Annotated in this window: 22 protein-coding genes; 21 read left to right on the top strand and 1 reads right to left on the bottom strand. The window is 55.5% G+C overall.

The genetic code is table 11. The features are described 5' to 3' along the window. Positions 1-28: 28 nt before the first annotated feature. From rpsG to rpsQ, 16 genes are all read left to right on the top strand, one after another. Positions 29-499 (top strand): 30S ribosomal protein S7, encoded by a 471-nt coding sequence (rpsG, locus tag U2949_RS09435; protein WP_003800875.1) that lies wholly within the window; start codon positions 29-31, stop codon positions 497-499. 17 nt (positions 500-516) lie between these two features. Next, positions 517-2,619, top strand: coding sequence for an elongation factor G (gene fusA, locus U2949_RS09430; RefSeq protein ID WP_257723279.1), 2,103 nt, complete (start codon positions 517-519; stop codon positions 2,617-2,619). Positions 2,620-2,696: 77 nt separating this feature from the next. Next, on the top strand, positions 2,697-3,887 hold the full coding sequence (gene tuf / locus U2949_RS09425) for an elongation factor Tu (protein WP_009462422.1): 1,191 nt from the start codon (positions 2,697-2,699) through the stop codon (positions 3,885-3,887). Between the two features lie 146 nt (positions 3,888-4,033). Then, complete coding sequence (gene rpsJ / locus U2949_RS09420; protein ID WP_003803053.1) at positions 4,034-4,345, top strand: 30S ribosomal protein S10; 312 nt, start codon at positions 4,034-4,036, stop codon at positions 4,343-4,345. 272 nt (positions 4,346-4,617) lie between these two features. Beyond that, positions 4,618-6,552, top strand: coding sequence for a glycine betaine ABC transporter substrate-binding protein (locus U2949_RS18765; protein ID WP_257723278.1), 1,935 nt, complete (start codon positions 4,618-4,620; stop codon positions 6,550-6,552). After that, on the top strand, positions 6,549-7,391 hold the full coding sequence (locus U2949_RS09405; RefSeq protein WP_321287326.1) for an ATP-binding cassette domain-containing protein: 843 nt from the start codon (positions 6,549-6,551) through the stop codon (positions 7,389-7,391). The genes U2949_RS18765 and U2949_RS09405 overlap by 4 nt, the downstream gene beginning before the upstream one ends. A gap of 240 nt (positions 7,392-7,631) precedes the next feature. Beyond that, entirely contained in the window at positions 7,632-8,306 is a 675-nt protein-coding gene (rplC, locus tag U2949_RS09400) for a 50S ribosomal protein L3 (RefSeq protein ID WP_003803046.1), read from the top strand. A gap of 3 nt (positions 8,307-8,309) precedes the next feature. Continuing rightward, the gene (gene rplD / locus U2949_RS09395) at positions 8,310-8,930 is read left to right on the top strand and encodes a 50S ribosomal protein L4 (RefSeq protein ID WP_009462425.1); all 621 of its coding nucleotides are present in this window, start codon (positions 8,310-8,312) and stop codon (positions 8,928-8,930) included. Further along, positions 8,927-9,223 (top strand): 50S ribosomal protein L23, encoded by a 297-nt coding sequence (gene rplW / locus U2949_RS09390; RefSeq protein ID WP_003803043.1) that lies wholly within the window; start codon positions 8,927-8,929, stop codon positions 9,221-9,223. The genes rplD and rplW overlap by 4 nt, the downstream gene beginning before the upstream one ends. A gap of 1 nt (position 9,224) precedes the next feature. Beyond that, positions 9,225-10,052 (top strand): 50S ribosomal protein L2, encoded by an 828-nt coding sequence (gene rplB / locus U2949_RS09385; protein WP_003803041.1) that lies wholly within the window; start codon positions 9,225-9,227, stop codon positions 10,050-10,052. A gap of 12 nt (positions 10,053-10,064) precedes the next feature. Continuing rightward, positions 10,065-10,340, top strand: coding sequence for a 30S ribosomal protein S19 (gene rpsS / locus U2949_RS09380; RefSeq protein WP_003803039.1), 276 nt, complete (start codon positions 10,065-10,067; stop codon positions 10,338-10,340). A 3-nt stretch (positions 10,341-10,343) separates the two neighbouring features. After that, complete coding sequence (gene rplV / locus U2949_RS09375; protein WP_009462426.1) at positions 10,344-10,673, top strand: 50S ribosomal protein L22; 330 nt, start codon at positions 10,344-10,346, stop codon at positions 10,671-10,673. A 9-nt stretch (positions 10,674-10,682) separates the two neighbouring features. Next, positions 10,683-11,456 carry a 30S ribosomal protein S3 gene (gene rpsC, locus U2949_RS09370; protein WP_321287323.1) on the top strand — a complete coding sequence of 258 codons (774 nt, stop codon included), beginning with the start codon at positions 10,683-10,685 and terminating at the stop codon, positions 11,454-11,456. A gap of 3 nt (positions 11,457-11,459) precedes the next feature. After that, positions 11,460-11,876, top strand: a complete 417-nt coding sequence (gene rplP / locus U2949_RS09365) for a 50S ribosomal protein L16 (RefSeq protein ID WP_003803033.1) — start codon at positions 11,460-11,462, stop codon at positions 11,874-11,876. Between the two features lie 9 nt (positions 11,877-11,885). Then, on the top strand, positions 11,886-12,077 hold the full coding sequence (rpmC, locus tag U2949_RS09360) for a 50S ribosomal protein L29 (RefSeq protein ID WP_003803032.1): 192 nt from the start codon (positions 11,886-11,888) through the stop codon (positions 12,075-12,077). Position 12,078: 1 nt separating this feature from the next. Then, positions 12,079-12,354: a 30S ribosomal protein S17 gene (rpsQ, locus tag U2949_RS09355; protein WP_009462428.1), complete on the top strand. Its 276-nt coding sequence runs from the start codon at positions 12,079-12,081 to the stop codon at positions 12,352-12,354. Between the two features lie 376 nt (positions 12,355-12,730). Here the strand turns inward: rpsQ and U2949_RS09350 are convergent, their stop codons facing one another. Then, positions 12,731-13,699: an AraC family transcriptional regulator gene (locus U2949_RS09350; protein ID WP_257723277.1), complete on the bottom strand. Its 969-nt coding sequence runs from the start codon at positions 13,697-13,699 to the stop codon at positions 12,731-12,733. Between the two features lie 129 nt (positions 13,700-13,828). Between U2949_RS09350 and U2949_RS09345 the strand changes: the two genes are divergently transcribed. From U2949_RS09345 to U2949_RS09325, 5 genes are all read left to right on the top strand, one after another. Then, complete coding sequence (locus U2949_RS09345; RefSeq protein ID WP_009462432.1) at positions 13,829-14,389, top strand: carboxymuconolactone decarboxylase family protein; 561 nt, start codon at positions 13,829-13,831, stop codon at positions 14,387-14,389. After that, positions 14,374-15,465: an acyl-CoA dehydrogenase family protein gene (locus U2949_RS09340; protein WP_321287307.1), complete on the top strand. Its 1,092-nt coding sequence runs from the start codon at positions 14,374-14,376 to the stop codon at positions 15,463-15,465. The genes U2949_RS09345 and U2949_RS09340 overlap by 16 nt, the downstream gene beginning before the upstream one ends. Next, positions 15,462-16,271, top strand: coding sequence for an ABC transporter ATP-binding protein (locus U2949_RS09335; RefSeq protein WP_257723275.1), 810 nt, complete (start codon positions 15,462-15,464; stop codon positions 16,269-16,271). The genes U2949_RS09340 and U2949_RS09335 overlap by 4 nt, the downstream gene beginning before the upstream one ends. Before the next feature lie 10 nt (positions 16,272-16,281). After that, positions 16,282-17,478 carry an ABC transporter substrate-binding protein gene (locus tag U2949_RS09330; RefSeq protein WP_321287304.1) on the top strand — a complete coding sequence of 399 codons (1,197 nt, stop codon included), beginning with the start codon at positions 16,282-16,284 and terminating at the stop codon, positions 17,476-17,478. A 77-nt stretch (positions 17,479-17,555) separates the two neighbouring features. Beyond that, positions 17,556-18,305 (top strand): ABC transporter permease, encoded by a 750-nt coding sequence (locus U2949_RS09325; RefSeq protein ID WP_321287381.1) that lies wholly within the window; start codon positions 17,556-17,558, stop codon positions 18,303-18,305. Positions 18,306-18,528: the final 223 nt, after the last annotated feature.

Below are 18,528 nucleotides of genomic sequence, written 5' to 3'. Positions count from 1 at the left end.
TCAACTGAATAGTCACAAGGAAATAAAAATGCCTCGCCGTCGCGAAGTACCCAAACGTGAAATCCTACCTGACCCGAAATTTGGCAGCGTTGAGCTGGCCAAGTTCATGAACGTGGTCATGCTGTCCGGCAAGAAAGCTGTTGCCGAACGTATTGTTTATGGCGCGCTGGAACAAATTGCGCAGAAAACCGGCAAAGATCCGCTCGAAGTGTTTAATGCTGCCATCAATAATGTAAAACCTGTTGTTGAAGTGAAGAGCCGCCGTGTTGGTGGCGCTAACTACCAGGTACCTGTCGAAGTGCGTCCCGTGCGTCGTTTGGCTCTGGCCATGCGCTGGGTGCGTGAAGCCGCTAAAAAGCGCGGTGAAAAATCGATGGACTTGCGCCTGGCCGGCGAATTGTCCGATGCGGCTGAAGGCCGTGGCGGTGCAATGAAAAAGCGTGAAGACACGCACAAGATGGCCGATGCTAACAAAGCATTCAGCCATTTCCGTTGGTAATCTGAGGACATATAACCATGGCCCGCAAAACCCCTATTCAGCGCTATCGCAACATCGGTATCTCGGCTCACATCGACGCCGGGAAAACGACCACTACCGAGCGCATCCTGTTCTACACCGGTGTGAACCACAAACTGGGCGAAACCCACGAAGGTTCGGCCACCATGGACTGGATGGAGCAAGAGCAAGAGCGCGGGATCACCATTACCTCGGCTGCTACCACTGCTTTCTGGCGTGGTATGGCGGGCAATTACCCAGAACACCGTATCAACATCATTGATACCCCCGGCCACGTTGACTTCACTATTGAAGTTGAGCGTTCCATGCGCGTGCTGGACGGCGCTTGCATGGTGTACTGCGCGGTGGGTGGTGTTCAGCCTCAGTCGGAAACCGTATGGCGTCAAGCCAACAAATACGGTGTGCCTCGTCTGGCTTTCATCAACAAGATGGACCGTACTGGCGCTAACTTCTTCAAGGTTTACGACCAGCTCAAGCTGCGTCTGAAAGCCCACCCCGTGCCTGTCGTTATCCCGATCGGCGCTGAAGAAGATTTCCAAGGCGTGGTTGACCTGATCAAGATGAAAGCAATCATCTGGGATCAAGCCAGCAACGGCGTGAAATTTGAATACACCGACATTCCAGCCGAGCTGCAAGCTTCGGCCGAAGAATGGCGTGAAAAAATGGTCGAGTCGGCTGCTGAAGCCAGCGAAGACCTGATGAACAAGTACCTGGAAAACGGTGACCTCTCCGAAGAGGACATCAACCTGGGTCTGCGTACACGTACCATTGCCTGCGAAATTCAGCCAATGCTGTGCGGTACCGCGTTCAAGAACAAGGGTGTACAGCGCATGCTGGACGCCGTGATCGACTACCTGCCATCGCCAGTGGATATTCCTCCTGTCGAAGGTACGGACGATGACGGTGAAGTCATTCATCGTAAAGCCAACGACGAAGAGCCTATGTCCGCTCTGGCGTTCAAGCTGATGACTGACCCCTTTGTTGGTCAATTGACTTTCGTACGCGTTTACTCGGGCGTTCTGCGTTCGGGCGACACGGTCTACAACCCTATCAAGGGCAAGAAAGAGCGTATCGGCCGTATCTTGCAGATGCACGCAAACAACCGTGCCGAGCTGAAAGAACTGGTTGCTGGTGACATCGCTTCCGTGGTGGGCCTGAAAGACGTGACCACAGGTGAAACCCTGTGTGACGCCAGTCAGCACATCATTCTGGAACGCATGGAGTTCCCAGAGCCCGTGATTTCGCAGGCCGTGGAACCAAAAACCAAGTCCGACCAGGAAAAAATGGGCGTGGCCTTGTCCCGTCTGGCTCAGGAAGATCCTTCTTTCCGTGTCAGCAGCGACGAAGAATCCGGCCAGACCATTATTTCCGGTATGGGCGAGCTGCACCTGGAAGTTCTGGTAGACCGCATGCGCCGTGAATTCGGCGTGGAAGCCAACGTGGGTAAACCACAAGTGGCTTACCGCGAAACCATCCGCAAGACTTGCGACGAAATCGAAGGTAAATTCGTCAAACAGTCCGGTGGTCGTGGTCAGTACGGTCACGTTGTCCTCAAGCTGGAGCCCCTGGAAGCAGGCGGCGGCTTTGAGTTCGTTGACGCCATCAAGGGCGGTGTGGTTCCTCGCGAATTCATCCCTGCCGTTGAAAAAGGTATCCGCGAAACCCTGTCCGCAGGTGTGGTTGCTGGCTACCCAGTGGTTGACGTCAAGGCTACGTTGTTCTTCGGTTCGTACCACGATGTGGACTCGAACGAAAACGCCTTCCGTATGGCCGCTTCGATGGCCTTCAAGGATGGTATGCGCAAGGCTGCCCCAGTTCTGCTGGAGCCGACCATGGCTGTAGAAGTTGAAACCCCTGAGGAATACGCCGGTACAGTGATGGGTGACTTGTCCTCCCGTCGCGGTATGGTTCAGGGTATGGACGATATGGTTGGTGGTGGCAAGGTCATCAAGGCCGAGGTTCCTCTGGCCGAGATGTTCGGTTACTCGACCAGCCTGCGTTCGCAAACACAAGGTCGCGCTACGTACACGATGGAATTCAAGCAATATGCTGAAGCTCCAAAGAACGTGGCTGACGAAGTGATCAGCGCTCGCGGTAAGTAATAGCAATATCAGCCCGCCCTATGGCGGGCTGCTCAACAATTTTTTTGTTTTCCTGTAAAACATAATTGGGATAAATCATGGCAAAAGGTAAGTTTGAACGGACTAAACCGCACGTCAACGTCGGTACTATCGGTCACGTTGACCACGGTAAAACCACTCTGACCGCTGCAATCTGCACGGTTCTGTCCAAGGCATACGGCGGCGAAGCGCGCGATTACTCGCAGATCGACAACGCCCCTGAAGAAAAAGCACGTGGTATCACCATCAGCACGTCGCACGTTGAGTACGAAACGCCTAACCGTCACTACGCTCACGTTGACTGCCCCGGCCACGCTGACTACGTCAAGAACATGATTACCGGTGCTGCCCAGATGGACGGCGCTATCTTGGTTTGCTCGGCCGCTGACGGCCCAATGCCCCAGACTCGCGAGCACATCCTGCTGAGCCGTCAGGTTGGCGTTCCTTACATCATCGTGTTCCTGAACAAGGCCGACATGGTTGATGACGAAGAACTGATCGAACTGGTTGAAATGGAAGTTCGTGAACTGTTGTCCAAGTACGACTTCCCCGGCGACGACACCCCGATCATCAAGGGTTCGGCCAAACTGGCTCTGGAAGGCGATGAAGGCCCACTGGGCAGCCAAGCCGTTCTGGCTCTGGCCGAAGCGCTGGACAGCTACATTCCTACGCCTGAGCGTGCCGTTGACGGTACCTTCCTGATGCCTGTTGAAGACGTGTTCTCGATCTCCGGCCGTGGTACGGTTGTGACCGGTCGTATTGAGCGCGGCATCATCAAGGTCGGCGAAGAAATCGAAATCGTGGGTATCAAAGACACGGTCAAGACCATTTGTACCGGCGTTGAAATGTTCCGCAAACTGCTGGACCAGGGCGAAGCTGGCGATAACGTCGGTCTGCTGCTGCGTGGTACCAAGCGTGAAGACGTGGAACGTGGTCAAGTTCTGGCCAAGCCCGGTTCGATCAAGCCACACACGGACTTCGACGCCGAGGTGTACATTCTGTCCAAAGAAGAAGGTGGTCGTCACACTCCTTTCTTCAAGGGCTACCGTCCTCAGTTCTACTTCCGTACAACTGACGTGACCGGCACCATCGAGCTGCCAGAAGACAAGGAAATGGTTCTGCCAGGCGACAACATTTCGATGAAAGTGTCCCTGATCGCTCCTATCGCCATGGAAGAAGGTCTGCGCTTCGCTATTCGCGAAGGCGGCCGTACCGTTGGCGCTGGCGTGGTTGCAAAAATCATCAAGTAATAAGCCTTGATCGCGGTGTGAAGGTGCAAACCTTCCCGCCGCGTCTTTGCTACCCCCAAAAGGGGTGCTTTTTAGTCAGCGTTTCTTCGAGTAATCGATAAACCCGGTCAAAAAGCCCCCACTTATATCGTTCTTTAGGATTACCCATGAAAAACCAGAAAATCCGCATCCGTCTGAAGGCTTACGATTACAAGTTGATCGATCAGTCTGCTGCTGAGATCGTAGAAACCGCCAAGCGCACCGGCGCTGTTGTTCGTGGTCCAGTACCACTGCCAACACGTATCCGTCGCTACGACATTCTGCGTTCGCCGCACGTCAACAAGACATCGCGCGATCAGTTTGAAATGCGTACCCACCAGCGCTTGATGGACATTGTCGATCCTACCGACAAGACCGTCGACGCTCTGATGCGTCTGGATTTGCCAGCCGGTGTTGACGTTGAAATCGCTCTGCAGTAATTCTGCCTAGCTGTTCGAGTTACATCGAAAGAAACGCCATGCAACTGCATGGCGTTTTTTTTCGTCTGCAAGTTTCCTTCTGACGCTGCAGGGGTAATGGCGATTGACCGTTTATCCTGAACAGAACAAGAGCTTTGCTCTCAGGTGCTTCATGGCTAGTTCAGCACGGTGTCGTTATTGGGAAAAAGCGGGTTTTGGTCTACTTTTTACGACCGGACACACTTTGTCAGGGCTACAAATGCGACGATGAGCAGGGTTGAAGGAGGACAAGAATGATAAATCGGAGACGAAAGCCGTTCCTGGCCCTGTGGTATTTCCTGGCGCTCTGGCTATGTCTGTGGGGAAGCAGCGCATCAGCGCAAGCGTGTGCGGACGACAAACCCATACGGCTGGCGGACCTGAGTTGGGAAAGCGCAGCATTCAGCACCGAGCTGTATCAGCAGATTCTGGAGAAGGCCTACGGTTGCAAGACCGAACGGGTTCCGGGCTCGTCGGCAGCTTTGGAAAGTGCGCTGGCGCAAAATGATATTCAAGTAATTGGCGAGATCTGGTCGGGGCGTACCGAGATCATTGAAAAAGCCATTGAAGCCGGCCAGGTGCAGGTCCTTGGCAATACCCTGAAGGGTGGGGCAGAACAGGGCTGGTATGTGCCGGACTATGTCGTTGATGGCGACCCGGACAAGGGAATCAAGTCAACTGCACCCGATCTACAGAAAGTTGAGGATTTAGGACGCTACGCCACTGTTTTTAGTGATCCGGAACAGCCCAATAAAGGCCGTTTCTATAACTGTCCCTCCGGTTGGGTATGTGAAACCTTCAATAGCCGCCTGTTCGACCTTTATGGTTTGGGCGAGCACTATCAAAACTTTCGGCCCGGTACGGGTGCGGCTCTGGATGCGGCAATCAGCGCTGCCTATGACAGGCGTGAACCGATCCTGTTCTATTACTGGCAGCCTGCGGGTCTGATGGCCAAGTATTCCTTCAAGAAGTTAGCTAGCGCACCCTTCAATGAAAGCTGTTGGGAAGCCGCTGTGTCGGGCAAGGGCAAGATCTGCCCAACGGACTTTATCCTGGCGCATATAGGCGTAGCGGCTTCTACTCCTTTCGTAGAGTCCCACCCCGAGCTGGTGACCTTGTTTGAAAAGATCCAGCTAGAGCCCGAACAGATGAACAAGATTATTCTGGGCATGACAGAGGGTGGGCAGAACGCCAGCACCCAGGTACAGCAGTTCCTGAAAGAGAATGCAGAGCAATGGCGTCAGTGGATGCCAATGGCCCAGGCAGATCGCTTGCAGGCAGCTTTGGAACCTCAGGCAATACAGCCGGTAGCCGCAGCGCAGTCCCGCTTCTTCCCGGAGTGGTCAGCTGCAGACTGGGTTAACCGTCAGTTGTTGGTTGCCGTGCAGGATTGGGGCACAGGTTTTCGTCAGATCAGCGCCTGGATTCTGACGCATGCCATTTTGCCGGTGGAGCGTGTCTTGCAGCAGGTGCCTGCCTGGGCGATTCTGGCCTTGACCGGTTTGCTGGCCTGGTGGGGACAACGGCGCTTTTTGCCTGTTCTGCTCTATGTAGCTGGCCTGTACTTGATAGGCGCTATGGGCCTGTGGGACAAGCTGATGCAAACCTTCACCTTGGTACTGGTGGCCACGGTCTTTTCTGTGCTGATCGGCGTCCCGGTTGGCATTCTTAGTGCTCGTAGCCGCCTGCTTAGAAAAGTGCTGACGCCCGTACTGGATGTGATGCAAACCATGCCCAGTTTTGTGTATCTGATCCCGGTACTGATGCTGTTCGGTCTGGGTAAGGTTCCCGCCGTTTTGGCCACTGTTGTCTATGCCGTCCCGCCCTTGATTCGCCTGACCAGCCTGGGCTTGCGACAGGTGGACAAACATGTGATGGAAGCAGCCCAGGCGTACGGGGTTACACGCTGGCAAATGCTGACCAAGGTCACCTTGCCCCTGGCGCGGCCCAGCATCATGGCCGGTATTAATCAAACCACCATGATGGCCTTGTCCATGGTGGTGGTCGCTTCCATGATTGGGGCTCAGGGTTTGGGTGAGGACGTGCTGGCTGGTATTCAGACACTGGATATAGGGCGTGGTTTGCAGGCAGGGGTGGCGATTGTGATCCTGGCCATTGTTATTGACCGCATTTCTCAATCCTTTGGCCGTTCTCAGCGTCACCGTCGCATGGTCAGGAGGCAAGCATGAATACCATTCCTACCCCCTCGGGTAAGCAGGCCTGCAAGATAGAACTGCGAGACGTTTATAAGGTCTTTGGCAACCGGGCGGCTGAAGCCGTGGAGCTGTTAAAGCAGGGGGCCGACAAGCAGGCCGTGCAAAAGCAGACGGATTGCATCGTAGGCCTGGCGGGGGTCGATGCCTGCTTTCCCGCGCAGCAGATATCCTGCGTCATGGGTTTATCCGGTTCAGGCAAATCCACGCTGGTGCGCCACATCAACCGTTTGATTGACCCCAGTGCCGGGCAGGTGTTGGTGGATGGGCAGGACATATTGCAGCTGGACATGGCCAGCTTGCGACAATTTCGTCGCTATGGGATCAGCATGGTCTTTCAGGCCTTTGGCTTGCTGCCTCATTTGACGGTGGTGGAGAATGTCGCCTTCGGCCTTGAGGTGCGTGGAGACAAGCGTTCACAGGCCAGAGAGCAGGCTCGGCAATGGCTGGAGCGCGTGGGTCTGCATGATTATGTCGATAACTATCCGGACGAATTGTCAGGCGGGATGCAGCAACGAGTAGGACTTGCCCGAGCCTTGGCCGTTGATGCCGACATTCTTTTGATGGACGAAGCCTTTTCGGCCCTGGATCCCTTGATTCGCTACGAGATGCAGGATGAGCTTTTACGCCTGCAAAGCAGCCTGAACAAAACCATCATCTTTATTACTCACGATATTGATGAGGCATTACGGTTGGGCCAGCATATTGTGGTGCTACGTGAGGGCAGGGTGGAACAAAGCGGTACTCCGGCTCAAATTCGTGATGAACCGGTGAACGAATACGTGGCTCGTTTTGTCAATAAGGCATACCAATAGAAAATGCGCGGCAGATCAATTTTTCTGATTCAGACTGTGTAGCCAAGCACCCCGAATTCAAAAAAACTGTTGTCAATCAAGCAGTTTAGGGCGGATTTTTGCAGTAAATCTTGCTTGGCTTTACAGCTGCGTGCTATATTTACTAGCTTAGCCAAAAAGTTTTGGTTATGGTCGTCGCGCAAATTATTGCGTGTACTCTCAGTTAGCCCTGACCAATCGTAGTCAGGAATGGAGAAAACGATGTCGAACTCGACACCTACGCCTGCCGCGTGGCGGCTGGGCCTTGTTGGGCGTAAAGTTGGCATGACCCGTGTGTTTACAGAGGAAGGCGAGTCCATCCCTGTGACCGTGCTGGACGTGTCCAACAACCGCATCACCCAGGTCAAGACGCCCGCAGTTGACGGTTACGCTGCTGTACAGGTTGCCTTTGGCACCCGTCGTGCAACACGCGTTACCAAGCCCCAGGCAGGGCACTATGCAAAAGCTGGCGTTGAAGCTGGCAGCATCCTGAAAGAATTCCGCCTCGACCCCGCTGCTATCGCCGAGCTTTCCGCCGGTTCCGTAGTTGCTGTGGAAAGCATTTTCGAAGCGGGTCAGAAGGTTGACGTTACGGGCACCACGATCGGTAAAGGCTTTGCCGGTACCATCAAACGCCACAATTTTGGCGGCCAGCGTAACAGCCACGGTAACTCGCGCTCGCACCGCGTACCCGGTTCCATTGGTCAAGCCCAGGATCCAGGCCGTGTGTTCAAAGGTAAAAAAATGTCGGGCCATATGGGTGACGTTACCCGTACGGTTCAGAATCTTGACGTGATCCGCGTCGACGCCGAGCGTGGCTTGTTGCTGGTCCGGGGCGCTGTCCCAGGTCACAAGAATGCCAATATCGTTGTGCGCCCTGCTGTGAAAGGAGCCTAATCCATGGAACTGAAGCTCCTGAACGAACAAGGCCAAGCTGCATCCACATTGCAGGCCAACGAAACTGTTTTCGGTCGTGAATTCAACGAAGCACTGGTTCACCAGATCGTTGTTGCATACCAAGCCAATGCTCGCAGCGGTAACAGCAAGCAATTGACTCGTGCCGAAGTCAACCACAGCACCAAGAAGCCATGGCGCCAGAAAGGCACCGGCCGCGCTCGTGCTGGTATGACATCCTCGCCCGTGTGGCGTGGAGGCGGTCGTGCATTCCCCAACACCGGTGAAGAAAACTACGCACACAAGGTCAACAAGAAGATGTACCGCGCCGGTATCAGCGCGATTCTGTCTCAGTTGGTCCGTGACGAGCGTCTGTTGGTTGTTGATTCCTTCACTCTGGAAGCACCCAAGACCCGTCTGGCAGCCAACAAGCTGAAAGACCTGGGCCTGGAATCCGTGCTGATCATCACCGACGCGCTGGACGAGAACGTGTACCTGGCTACGCGTAACCTGCCTCACGTTGCTGTGGTTGAACCACGCTACGCCGACCCGCTGTCCCTGATCCACTACAAAAAAGTGTTGGTCACCAAAGCGGCTGTCGCTCAGTTTGAGGAGATGTTGGGATGAACGCCGAACGTCTATTGCAAGTAATTCTGGCTCCTGTCGTGACTGAAAAAGCCACGTACGTTGCCGAAAAAAATCAGCAAATCGCTTTCCGCGTCGCTCCTGATGCTACCAAGCCTGAAATCAAAGCTGCTATTGAACTGCTGTTCAAAGTAGAAGTTGAGTCGGTGCAGGTGCTCAATCAGAAGGGCAAGGAAAAGCGCTTTGGCCGTTTCATGGGTCGCCGCCGCAGTGTGCGCAAGGCATATGTCTCGCTCAAGCCCGGTCAGGAACTCGACTTTTCTGAGGTGAACTAATATGGCATTGGTAAAAGTAAAACCAACGTCGCCAGGTCGCCGTGGCATGATCAAAGTGGTTCACCCTGAACTGCACAAAGGCGCTCCTTACGCGGCTTTGCTGGAAAAGAAATCCAGCAGTGCTGGCCGTAACAACAACGGCCACATCACGGTTCGTCACCGTGGCGGCGGTCACAAGCAGCACTATCGTATTGTCGACTTCCGTCGCAACAAGGACGGTATTCCTGCGAAAGTAGAACGTCTGGAATACGACCCTAACCGCAGCGCTCACATCGCATTGGTGTGCTACGCAGACGGCGAGCGTCGTTACATCATCGCCCCTCGTGGTCTGGAAGTGGGTGCAACGGTTGTGTCTGGCGCGGAAGCTCCTATCCGTTCCGGCAACACTTTGCCTATCCGCAACATTCCTGTGGGTCAAACCATTCACTGCATCGAGATGCTGCCTGGTAAGGGTGCTCAAATCGCTCGTTCCGCTGGTGGTTCCGCTGTGTTGCTGGCTCGTGAAGGCACGTACGCTCAAGTGCGTCTGCGTTCCGGTGAAGTTCGCCGCATTCACATCGACTGCCGCGCCACGATTGGCGAAGTCAGCAACCACGATCACAGCCTGCGTCAAATCGGTAAAGCCGGTGCTGTTCGCTGGCGTGGTATTCGTCCTACCGTTCGCGGTGTGGCGATGAACCCAGTCGATCACCCGCACGGTGGTGGTGAAGGTCGTACGGGTGAAGGCCGTGAGCCAGTCAGCCCATGGGGTACTCCTGCCAAGGGCTACCGCACCCGTCGTAACAAGCGCACAGACAACATGATTGTTTCGCGCCGTAAGCGCAAGTAAGGGGCGAACACTATGTCACGTTCGATCAAAAAAGGCCCATTCGTTGATGCTCACCTGATCAAAAAGGTTGATGCAGCCGTTGTGGGTAACGACAAGCGACCAATCAAAACCTGGTCGCGCCGCTCTACCATCCTGCCCGAGTTCATTGGGCTGACGATTGCCGTTCACAATGGCCGTCAACACATTCCCGTTTACATCAACGAGAACATGGTTGGCCACAAGCTCGGCGAGTTCGCTTTGACCCGTACTTTCAAGGGTCACGCTGCGGACAAAAAGGCCCGGAGATAAGTGATGGAAACTACAGCAATTATTCGTGGAGTCCATATTTCGGCGCAAAAAGCACGTCTGGTTGCGGACATGGTCCGCGGCAAGTCCGTCGCTCACGCTCTGAATACGCTGACTTTCACTCCCAAGAAAGCCGCTGGCATCATCAAGAAAGCTCTGGAATCGGCTATTGCCAACGCTGAGCACAATGACGGCGCCGACATCGACGAACTGAAAGTCACCTCCATTTACGTGGACAAGGCTCAGTCGTTGAAGCGTTTTTCTGCACGAGCCAAAGGCCGCGGTAACCGTATTGAGAAGCAGACTTGCCACATTGTGGTCAAAGTCGGCGCTTAAGGAGTCACAATGGGACAGAAAATCCACCCAATTGGGTTCCGCCTGGCTGTTAACCGTAACTGGAGCTCGCGTTGGTACGCTGACGGTGCTGAGTTCGGTACGATGTTGGCTGACGACATCCGTGTGCGCGAATACCTGAAACGCAAGCTGAAAAGTGCGTCCGTTGGCCGTGTGGTCATCGAGCGTCCTGCCAAGAATGCTCGCATCACTATTTACTCGGCTCGTCCTGGTGTGGTGATCGGCAAGCGCGGCGAGGATATCGAAAGCCTGAAGGCTGACCTGCAGCGCCTGTTGGGCGTGCCAGTGCACGTTAACATCGAAGAAATTCGCAAACCTGAAACCGACGCTCAACTGATCGCCGACTCCATTGCTCAGCAATTGGAAAAGCGCATCATGTTCCGTCGTGCGATGAAGCGTTCCATGCAAAACGCCATGCGTCTGGGTGCCCAAGGCATCAAGATCATGAGCTCGGGTCGCTTGAACGGCATCGAAATCGCTCGTACCGAATGGTACCGCGAAGGCCGTGTGCCTCTGCACACCCTGCGCGCTAACATCGATTACGGTACTTCCGAAGCGCACACGACGTACGGGATCATCGGTATCAAGGTCTGGGTCTACAAGGGCGACATGCTGCCTAACGGCGAAATGCCTGTTGACACCGTAGCCCCTGAAGAGCGCCGCCCACGTCGTCCACGTGGTGACCGCCCTGAAAACCGCCGTCCAGGTAGTCGTGGCCGCGGTCCTCGTAAAGACGCTGCTCCTGCTGCGTCCGAAGGAGAATAAAACATGCTGCAACCTTCTCGCAGAAAGTATCGCAAAGAGCACAAAGGCCGTAACACCGGTCTGGCTACTCGCGGTGCGCAAGTTTCGTTTGGCGAATTTGGTCTGAAAGCCACTGACCGTGGCCGTCTGACTGCTCGCCAGATCGAAGCAGCACGTCGTGCAATTAACCGTCACATCAAACGTGGTGGCCGCATCTGGATCCGCATCTTCCCCGATAAGCCAATTTCGCAGAAACCTGCCGAAGTTCGTATGGGTAACGGTAAGGGTAATCCAGAGTTCTGGGTCGCTGAGATTCAACCAGGCAAGGTCCTGTACGAAATGGAAGGTGTTAGCGAAGAGCTGGCACGCGAAGCATTCCGTCTGGCCGCTGCCAAGCTGCCTATCTCGACGACGTTCGTAACGCGTCAGATCGGTGCTTAAGGAGACGTCATGAAAGCCAGCGAACTCCGTACTAAAGATGCCGCCGAGCTCCAAAAAGAGCTCGAGAGCCTGTTGAAAGCACAATTTAACCTGCGCATGCAGCGTGCTACTCAACAGCTTTCCAACACCAGCCAATTGGGCAAAGTACGTCGCGACATCGCTCGCGTCCGTACCGTCATGGCTGAGACCGCAGGAAAGTAAGATGAGCGAAACTCAAACTACCGCAAAACGTCAACGTACCCTGATCGGTCAAGTTGTCAGCAACAAGATGGACAAAACTGTCGTCGTTCTGGTTGAACGCCGCGTTAAACATCCCTTGTATGGCAAGATCATCGTCCGCTCCAATAAATACAAAGCGCACGACGAGACCAACCAGTACAACGAAGGCGATACCGTTGAGATTACCGAAGGCCGTCCTATCAGCCGCAGCAAGTCCTGGACTGTTGTGCGTCTGATCGAAGCAGCCCGCGTGATCTAAACGCTTGCTCAGATGCCAGGCTTCGGCCTGGCTCTGGTAGGTCTAAAACCCCGATCTGTTTACAGATTGGGGTTTTTTTATGCCCGCTTGTTTACCGGCGAGCACTGGAACAGAAGAGTGATCGTATGGTGTGCTTGTTGACTGCTGCCCGTTGCAAGCGTACAGACCGAGACTGGCTTTTGATTCCGAGTGCTACGTGAGTTTTACTCCTGCCTGGACAATACGGCATTTTGCGCATGACATCGGCTATGCCCTATGCCCTATGCCCTATGTCCTATGCCCTATGTCCTATGCCCTATGGCTCGGGCCATTTGCTTGCATGGGATCGAGCTTAAAACAGAGGCTGGCTGCGACCGTTAGTCGGATATCTGGCGACTTACCGACGTGGTTCTTGTTTGCGCCATTGTGCAGGACTGACACCCACACTACGCCTGAACGCGGCGCTGAATGCGGCCGCAGAGCTATAACCGATACGCTCGGCAATCTGTTCCATGGTCAGCCCCTGTTCCAGCTGACGCTTGGCCAGCTGCATACGTAGTTGCAACAGTACTTGGGCTGGCGCCATCCCGCACAGCAAGGTAAAGCGGCGGTGAAAGGCGGCACGAGACATATTCAGATAGGCGGCCATATCGTCCACCGACCAGGCCTTGGCGGGTTCACGTAGCAACTGCTCGATCAGGCCACCAAAGGCAGAGTCGCTGGCCAGATGAATCAAGCCCGCGGGCAGGGCCCCTTCGGCCGGGGTCTGCCCAATTTGTTGGCGCAAGGTATAGAACAACAACAGCTCCACCAGCTTTTCCAGCAGGCTGGAGTTGGCTTGCGGCTGGCGTCGCATTTCGGCCTGGATCAAGTCCAGCAAAGGGCGTCCTGAATCTGCATCTGTCTGAGAACCATCAATCAACAAAACATCAGGCACGGTTGCCAGCAGCAATTCGCTCAAACCACGGCCCAGATCCAGAAAACCACAGAGCAAGCCCGTACTGTGTTGCACTTGTGGCTCCAGGCTCTGCATGGTTTGTCGCCGCATGGCCGCATTCCAGTCTGGCGGCGTGGGCGAGGAGCTTAAGCGATGGGGCACATCCCGCAAGAAGAACACTGCATCGCCCGCCTGCAAGGCCAAGGCGTCCTGATGCTGAATATGCAGCCAGCACGGCCCATGCAAGACCACATGAAAGCCTGCTCGTTGGTGCCCGTGCAGGCTGCTTTCCCATTGATTGCAGTACTGGCCCAAGTGAAACAGGCTGGCCGAGATCTCCAGCCCGGACAAGAGCAGTTCTTCCACAGGGTGTCCTGTGTCTTTGGAGTCGACGGCGCAATGGCTGTCAGGAAAGGCAGAGTCGCTCATGCAGAAAATATGCTTATTTCTTTTCGTGGATATTTTTAATATGAATACCGCTATGTTCGCACATGGAGATAAGGCGCCAGTCAATCGACAATGAAACCTTCTCGGATTAACTAAGGAATTGTCGCCATCATGACTCGCTTAACTTTGCATACTGTGGATTCCGCACCGGAGGCGGTCAAACCAGCCCTTGAAAAAGCTGTGCGTGGTAGCGGCTTTTTGTCCAATTTGCTGGCTATTTTGGCTAATGCGCCCGTTGCCCTGCAAGCCTATCAGGATATGTCTGCCTTGAACGCTACCGCCAGCCTGTCGCTGGTCGAGCGTGAGGTCGTGCAACTGGTTGCCGGTACTACTCACGGTTGCCGCTTCTGCGTGGCCGGTCACACCGCCATTGCGACCAATAAAGCCAAACTGGACCCGGAAATTCTGGCCGCTTTGCGTGCGCGTGGCTTTGACCAGATCAACGACGAGCGCCTGCAGGCTCTGGCTCTGTTCAGCCGCGCCGTGATTGACACCCGTGGTCAGGTGTCGGATCAGGCTCTGGCCGATTTCCGCGCTGCCGGTTACGGCGACCAGCAGGCTCTGGAAGTGATTACTGGTATTGGCTTGGCGACGATCTGCAACTTTGCCAATAACCTGGCTCGTACGCCGCTCAATAGCCAGCTGGAGGCCTACGCATGGGAAACGCCTTAAAGCGCGCTGAGCAGCCTGTGCTGGCCTCAGAGCGGCCTGTTTTGTCGCCTGGCTTGGCCCAGTGGCTGGAAGAGCATGCCCTCTCGCTGGATAGCGATGCATCCCAGGCGCAGGCCTTGTTGCCTCGCCTGGCGCAAGACGGTTTGTTGAGCCTGGGCCTGAAAGCGGATTTTTCCGACTTCGGTGATGCCGTTCAATCCATCGTGGAAGTGGCCGAGCATTCGCTGACGGCAGGTTTTGTCCTGTGGAGCCAGCGTACCTTTATTGAATACCTGCGTGACGTTCAGGACCCCGCCATGCGCGAGCGCTATCTGCCGGGTTTACTGGACGGCAGTATTGCGGGTGCGACGGGTCTGTCCAATGCCATCAAGTTTTTGGGTGGCATTGAAGAGCTGCAAGTGCGTGCCCAGCCTGAACAAGGGCATTGGCAGCTTGAGGGCCGCCTGCCCTGGATTACCAATCTGCGTCCCGGCAACTGCCTGGTCGCCATTGTGGCCGCCATGCCTGAAGAGCAAGCCGGTATTTGGGTCGCAGAACTGGGCGATCCAGGCCTGGAGCGTTCCGCAGATCTGGATCTGGTCGGACTACGTGGCAGCAATACCGCCGCTTTGAAGTTCAATGCCGTGCGTCTGGGACAAGAGCGTTTGTTGCATCCCGATGCAGGCCACTTTGTGCGCTCGGTACGCCCCCGTTTCATGGCGCTGCAATGCGGCATGACCATGGGCTTGGCACGTCGCTCCTTGAAGCAAGTGCTGGATGCGCCACGTTGCCAATGGGTACAGGAGCAGCCCGCCCGCCGCTTGCTGGATCGTGTGCAGGAATTGTCGGATGTGCTGGTTGATGCCGTACGTAAACCCGGCTCGGCCACGCCGCCTGATTTGTTCAAAGTCCGTATCGAGCTAAGTAGTTTGGCGTCGCAGGCTGTGGCCCTGGAAAGCTCTGCGATTGGAGGGGCGGCCTATATGCAGGGCAAGCATCCCCAACTGTTGCGTCGTTATCGCGAAGCCATGTTGGTGCCTTTGATTTCACCCACGGTGGCGCAACTGAAAGCCGAACTTGGGCAGGATGCCGTATGAGTTCCGCCGCCCCCTCGCATACCGATTCTGAAGGGGCCGGACTCTTGTCCGCTCGGGGGATCAATCTGGCCTACGGTGGCCAGACGATCTTGCAGAACCTGGACTTGGGCGTGCGCGCGGGCGAGATCGTGGCGCTGCTGGGCCCCAGCGGAGTGGGTAAATCCTCTTTGTTGCGGGTACTGGCCGGTTTGCAAACGCCTACCCAAGGCGAGGTGTCCTTTCTGGGGCAGCCCGTGCGTGGGGTTCACCCCGCTTTGGCCATGGCGTTTCAAGAAGCCATTCTCTTGCCGTGGCTGAATGTGCAGGCCAATACCGGTTTTGGTCTGGGCTTTGCACGCCAACCTTCCGTATCCGCCGCCGAGCGCCGCCTGCGGGTTGAACAGGCGCTGCGTCAGGTTGGTTTGTATGAAAGCCGTCATCAGCGTCCTGGTGCCTTGTCGGGCGGTATGGCACAGCGTGTTGCCATTGCGCGTTGTCTGGCTCGACGCCCACAAGTCTTGCTGATGGACGAACCTTTTGGCGCCCTGGATGAAGTAACTCGTCGCCAGATGCAGGAGCTGATTCTGTCGATACGCGATCAGACCGGCTGCGCCATTGTGCTGGTCACTCACGATATTGATGAGGCCCTTTTGCTGGCGGACCGTGTCCTGCTGTTAGGTGGCCGTCCTGCCGGTTTGCAGCGTGAATGGAGCTGCCCGGCCCACCCCCGATCTCATCTGGATAACTGGCTTCAGGCCATACGCCTGGAAATTGTGGCCAGCCTGGAGCAAAGCCTCTCCCAGGCGGTTCACGCTTCTGTTTTGTAAGGTGCACGTCATGATTGAATCTCCTACGTCTCGTACCCGTCGCGACTTGCTGAAACTGGCGTCTTTGCTGACCGTTGCGGGTGCTGCGCCCTTGCTGGCCCAAGGGGCTGCCCGTGCACAAAGCGAGTCGAATGCGCCTTTGCGTATCGGCTATTTGCCGATTACCGATGCCACCGCCATGTTGGTGGCGCATCACAATGGATATTTTGAAGAAGCGGGTATTGCGGTTGAAAAGCCCGTGATGGTGCGCAGTTGGTCTCAGTTGATCGAGGCTTTCATCTCCGGTCAGGTCAATCTGGTGCACTTGCTCTCTCCCATGACGGTGTGGGCGCGCTACGGCAGCAAAGTCCCTGCAAAAGTGGTGGCATGGAATCACATGAGTGGCTCTGCTATCACGGTGGCGCAGAACATCAGCTCGGCCGAGCAATTGGGCGGGCAGACGGTGGCGATTCCTTTCTGGTATTCGATTCACAACGTGGTGCTGCAGCATGTGCTCAAAGCACATGGCCTGACGCCTGTCGTGAAAAACGACGGTGCGCTGGCACCCAATGAGGTCAATCTGGTGGTGATGGCGCCTGCTGATATGCCGCCGGCCTTGGCCTCGGGGCGAATTGCCGGTTTTACGGTGGCCGAACCTTTCAATGCCTTGGCAGAAACTCAGGGCATGGGCCGCATCTTGCGCTTTACTGGCGACGTCTGGCGCGATCACGCCTGTTGCGTGGCCTTCATGCACGAGCAGGATTTGCAGACTCGCCCCCAATGGTCGCAAGGCGTGGTGGATGGCCTGGTCAAGGCACAGATCTGGATACGTAGTCACCGTACCGAGGCGGCTCAGATCCTGTCGCGTGAAGGCGGGAACCGCTATACACCGCACACTCAGGAAAACCTGTTGAAAGTGTTGTCCCCGGACCCGGCTGATCGCGCGCAATACGTGAAGTCTGGCGTAATTCGTCATCCGGACTGGGACGACCAGCGTATCGATTTTCAACCTTATCCCTTCCCCAGCTACACCGAGTCCTTGGTGCAAATGCTGCAAGGGACTTTGATTCAGGGCGAGCGTGGTTTTCTGGAAGGGCTGTCTCCTGAACACGTAGCCAGCGATCTGGTGGATGACCGCTTTGTCCGTGCCGCTTTGGAAAAACAGGGTGGCCTGGCGCAGTTTGGCTTGTCCGGGCAATACACCCGCAACGAGAGCATTGTTGTATGAGTTTGAGTGCCTCTGCTTCTTCTCCGCCATTGGCGCAGTCCGATCCGCGATCGACTGCATCTTTGCGACGTCCCAAAATGAATGCCTGGATTGCCAGCACCCTGTGGGGTTTGGGCGGTTTGTTGGCGGGAGTTGTGCTGTGGTACCTGGCCACGGCCTGGTCCAGCAGCCCATTAATGCAGCAATTCGGACCAGCAGCTGCATTTCATAGCTTGCTGGAGATACTGGGCTGGTCCGAGACCTGGATGCATGTAGGCGCCAGCTTGCAACGTATTTTTGTAGGGCTGGCGATCTCATTGGGTGTCGGCGTGCCCGCCGGTTTGCTGCTGGGTTTGTCAGCCCGAGCTCACGCCGCATTGACTCCCTTGTTCCAGTTCCTGCGCATGATCTCGCCCCTGTCCTGGATGCCTATTGCCGTCATGGCCTTTGGCATTGGGGATGCACCGATTTATTTTCTGTTGGGTGTGGCCGGTGTCTGGCCTGTCTTGCTGAATACAGCCTCGGGCGTACGGCATCTGAATCCGCGATGGCTGATGCTGGGTCGCAGTCTGGCGGCCACCAAGCTGGAAACGCTGTTGTACTTGATTCTGCGCGGCATTGTAGGCTCGGTGCTGACGGGTAGCCGACTGGCAATCGGCGTCTTGTGGATTGTGCTGGTACCTTGCGAAATGCTGGGTGTGTCGGCCGGTTTGGGTTACCTGATTCTGGATACGCGCGACCGTATGGCGTATTCCGAACTGATGGCCGTAATTGTCTTGATTGGTCTGATTGGCTATCTGCTGGATAGCGCTTTGCGAGCCTTATTTGCGGCCTTGGGACAGCGCTAAATAATCAGCTCTTGGGCCGACAGGCGAAGAGCTTTGACTGTTTTGTATTTCCAGGAAAGACAAGTGACAGAGCATGCTCAGGCTATCTGCCGCTGCCAGTTTTGTTCTTGTAGGCGCTGGCAGTTTTACCTGGTGCTTAGTGGCTTTTCAGAAGCTGCAGAAAGATAAAAAAGGCCCTCAACATTTGAGATGTTGAGGGCCTTTTTAGATTCAGTTTGAAGCG

The organism is Alcaligenes phenolicus, assembly GCF_032063905.1.
Taxonomy (GTDB): Bacteria; Pseudomonadota; Gammaproteobacteria; order Burkholderiales; family Burkholderiaceae_B; genus Alcaligenes; species Alcaligenes phenolicus.
Note: the sequence above shows the minus strand (reverse complement) of the source record. Positions and strands in the feature narration are given on the sequence as shown.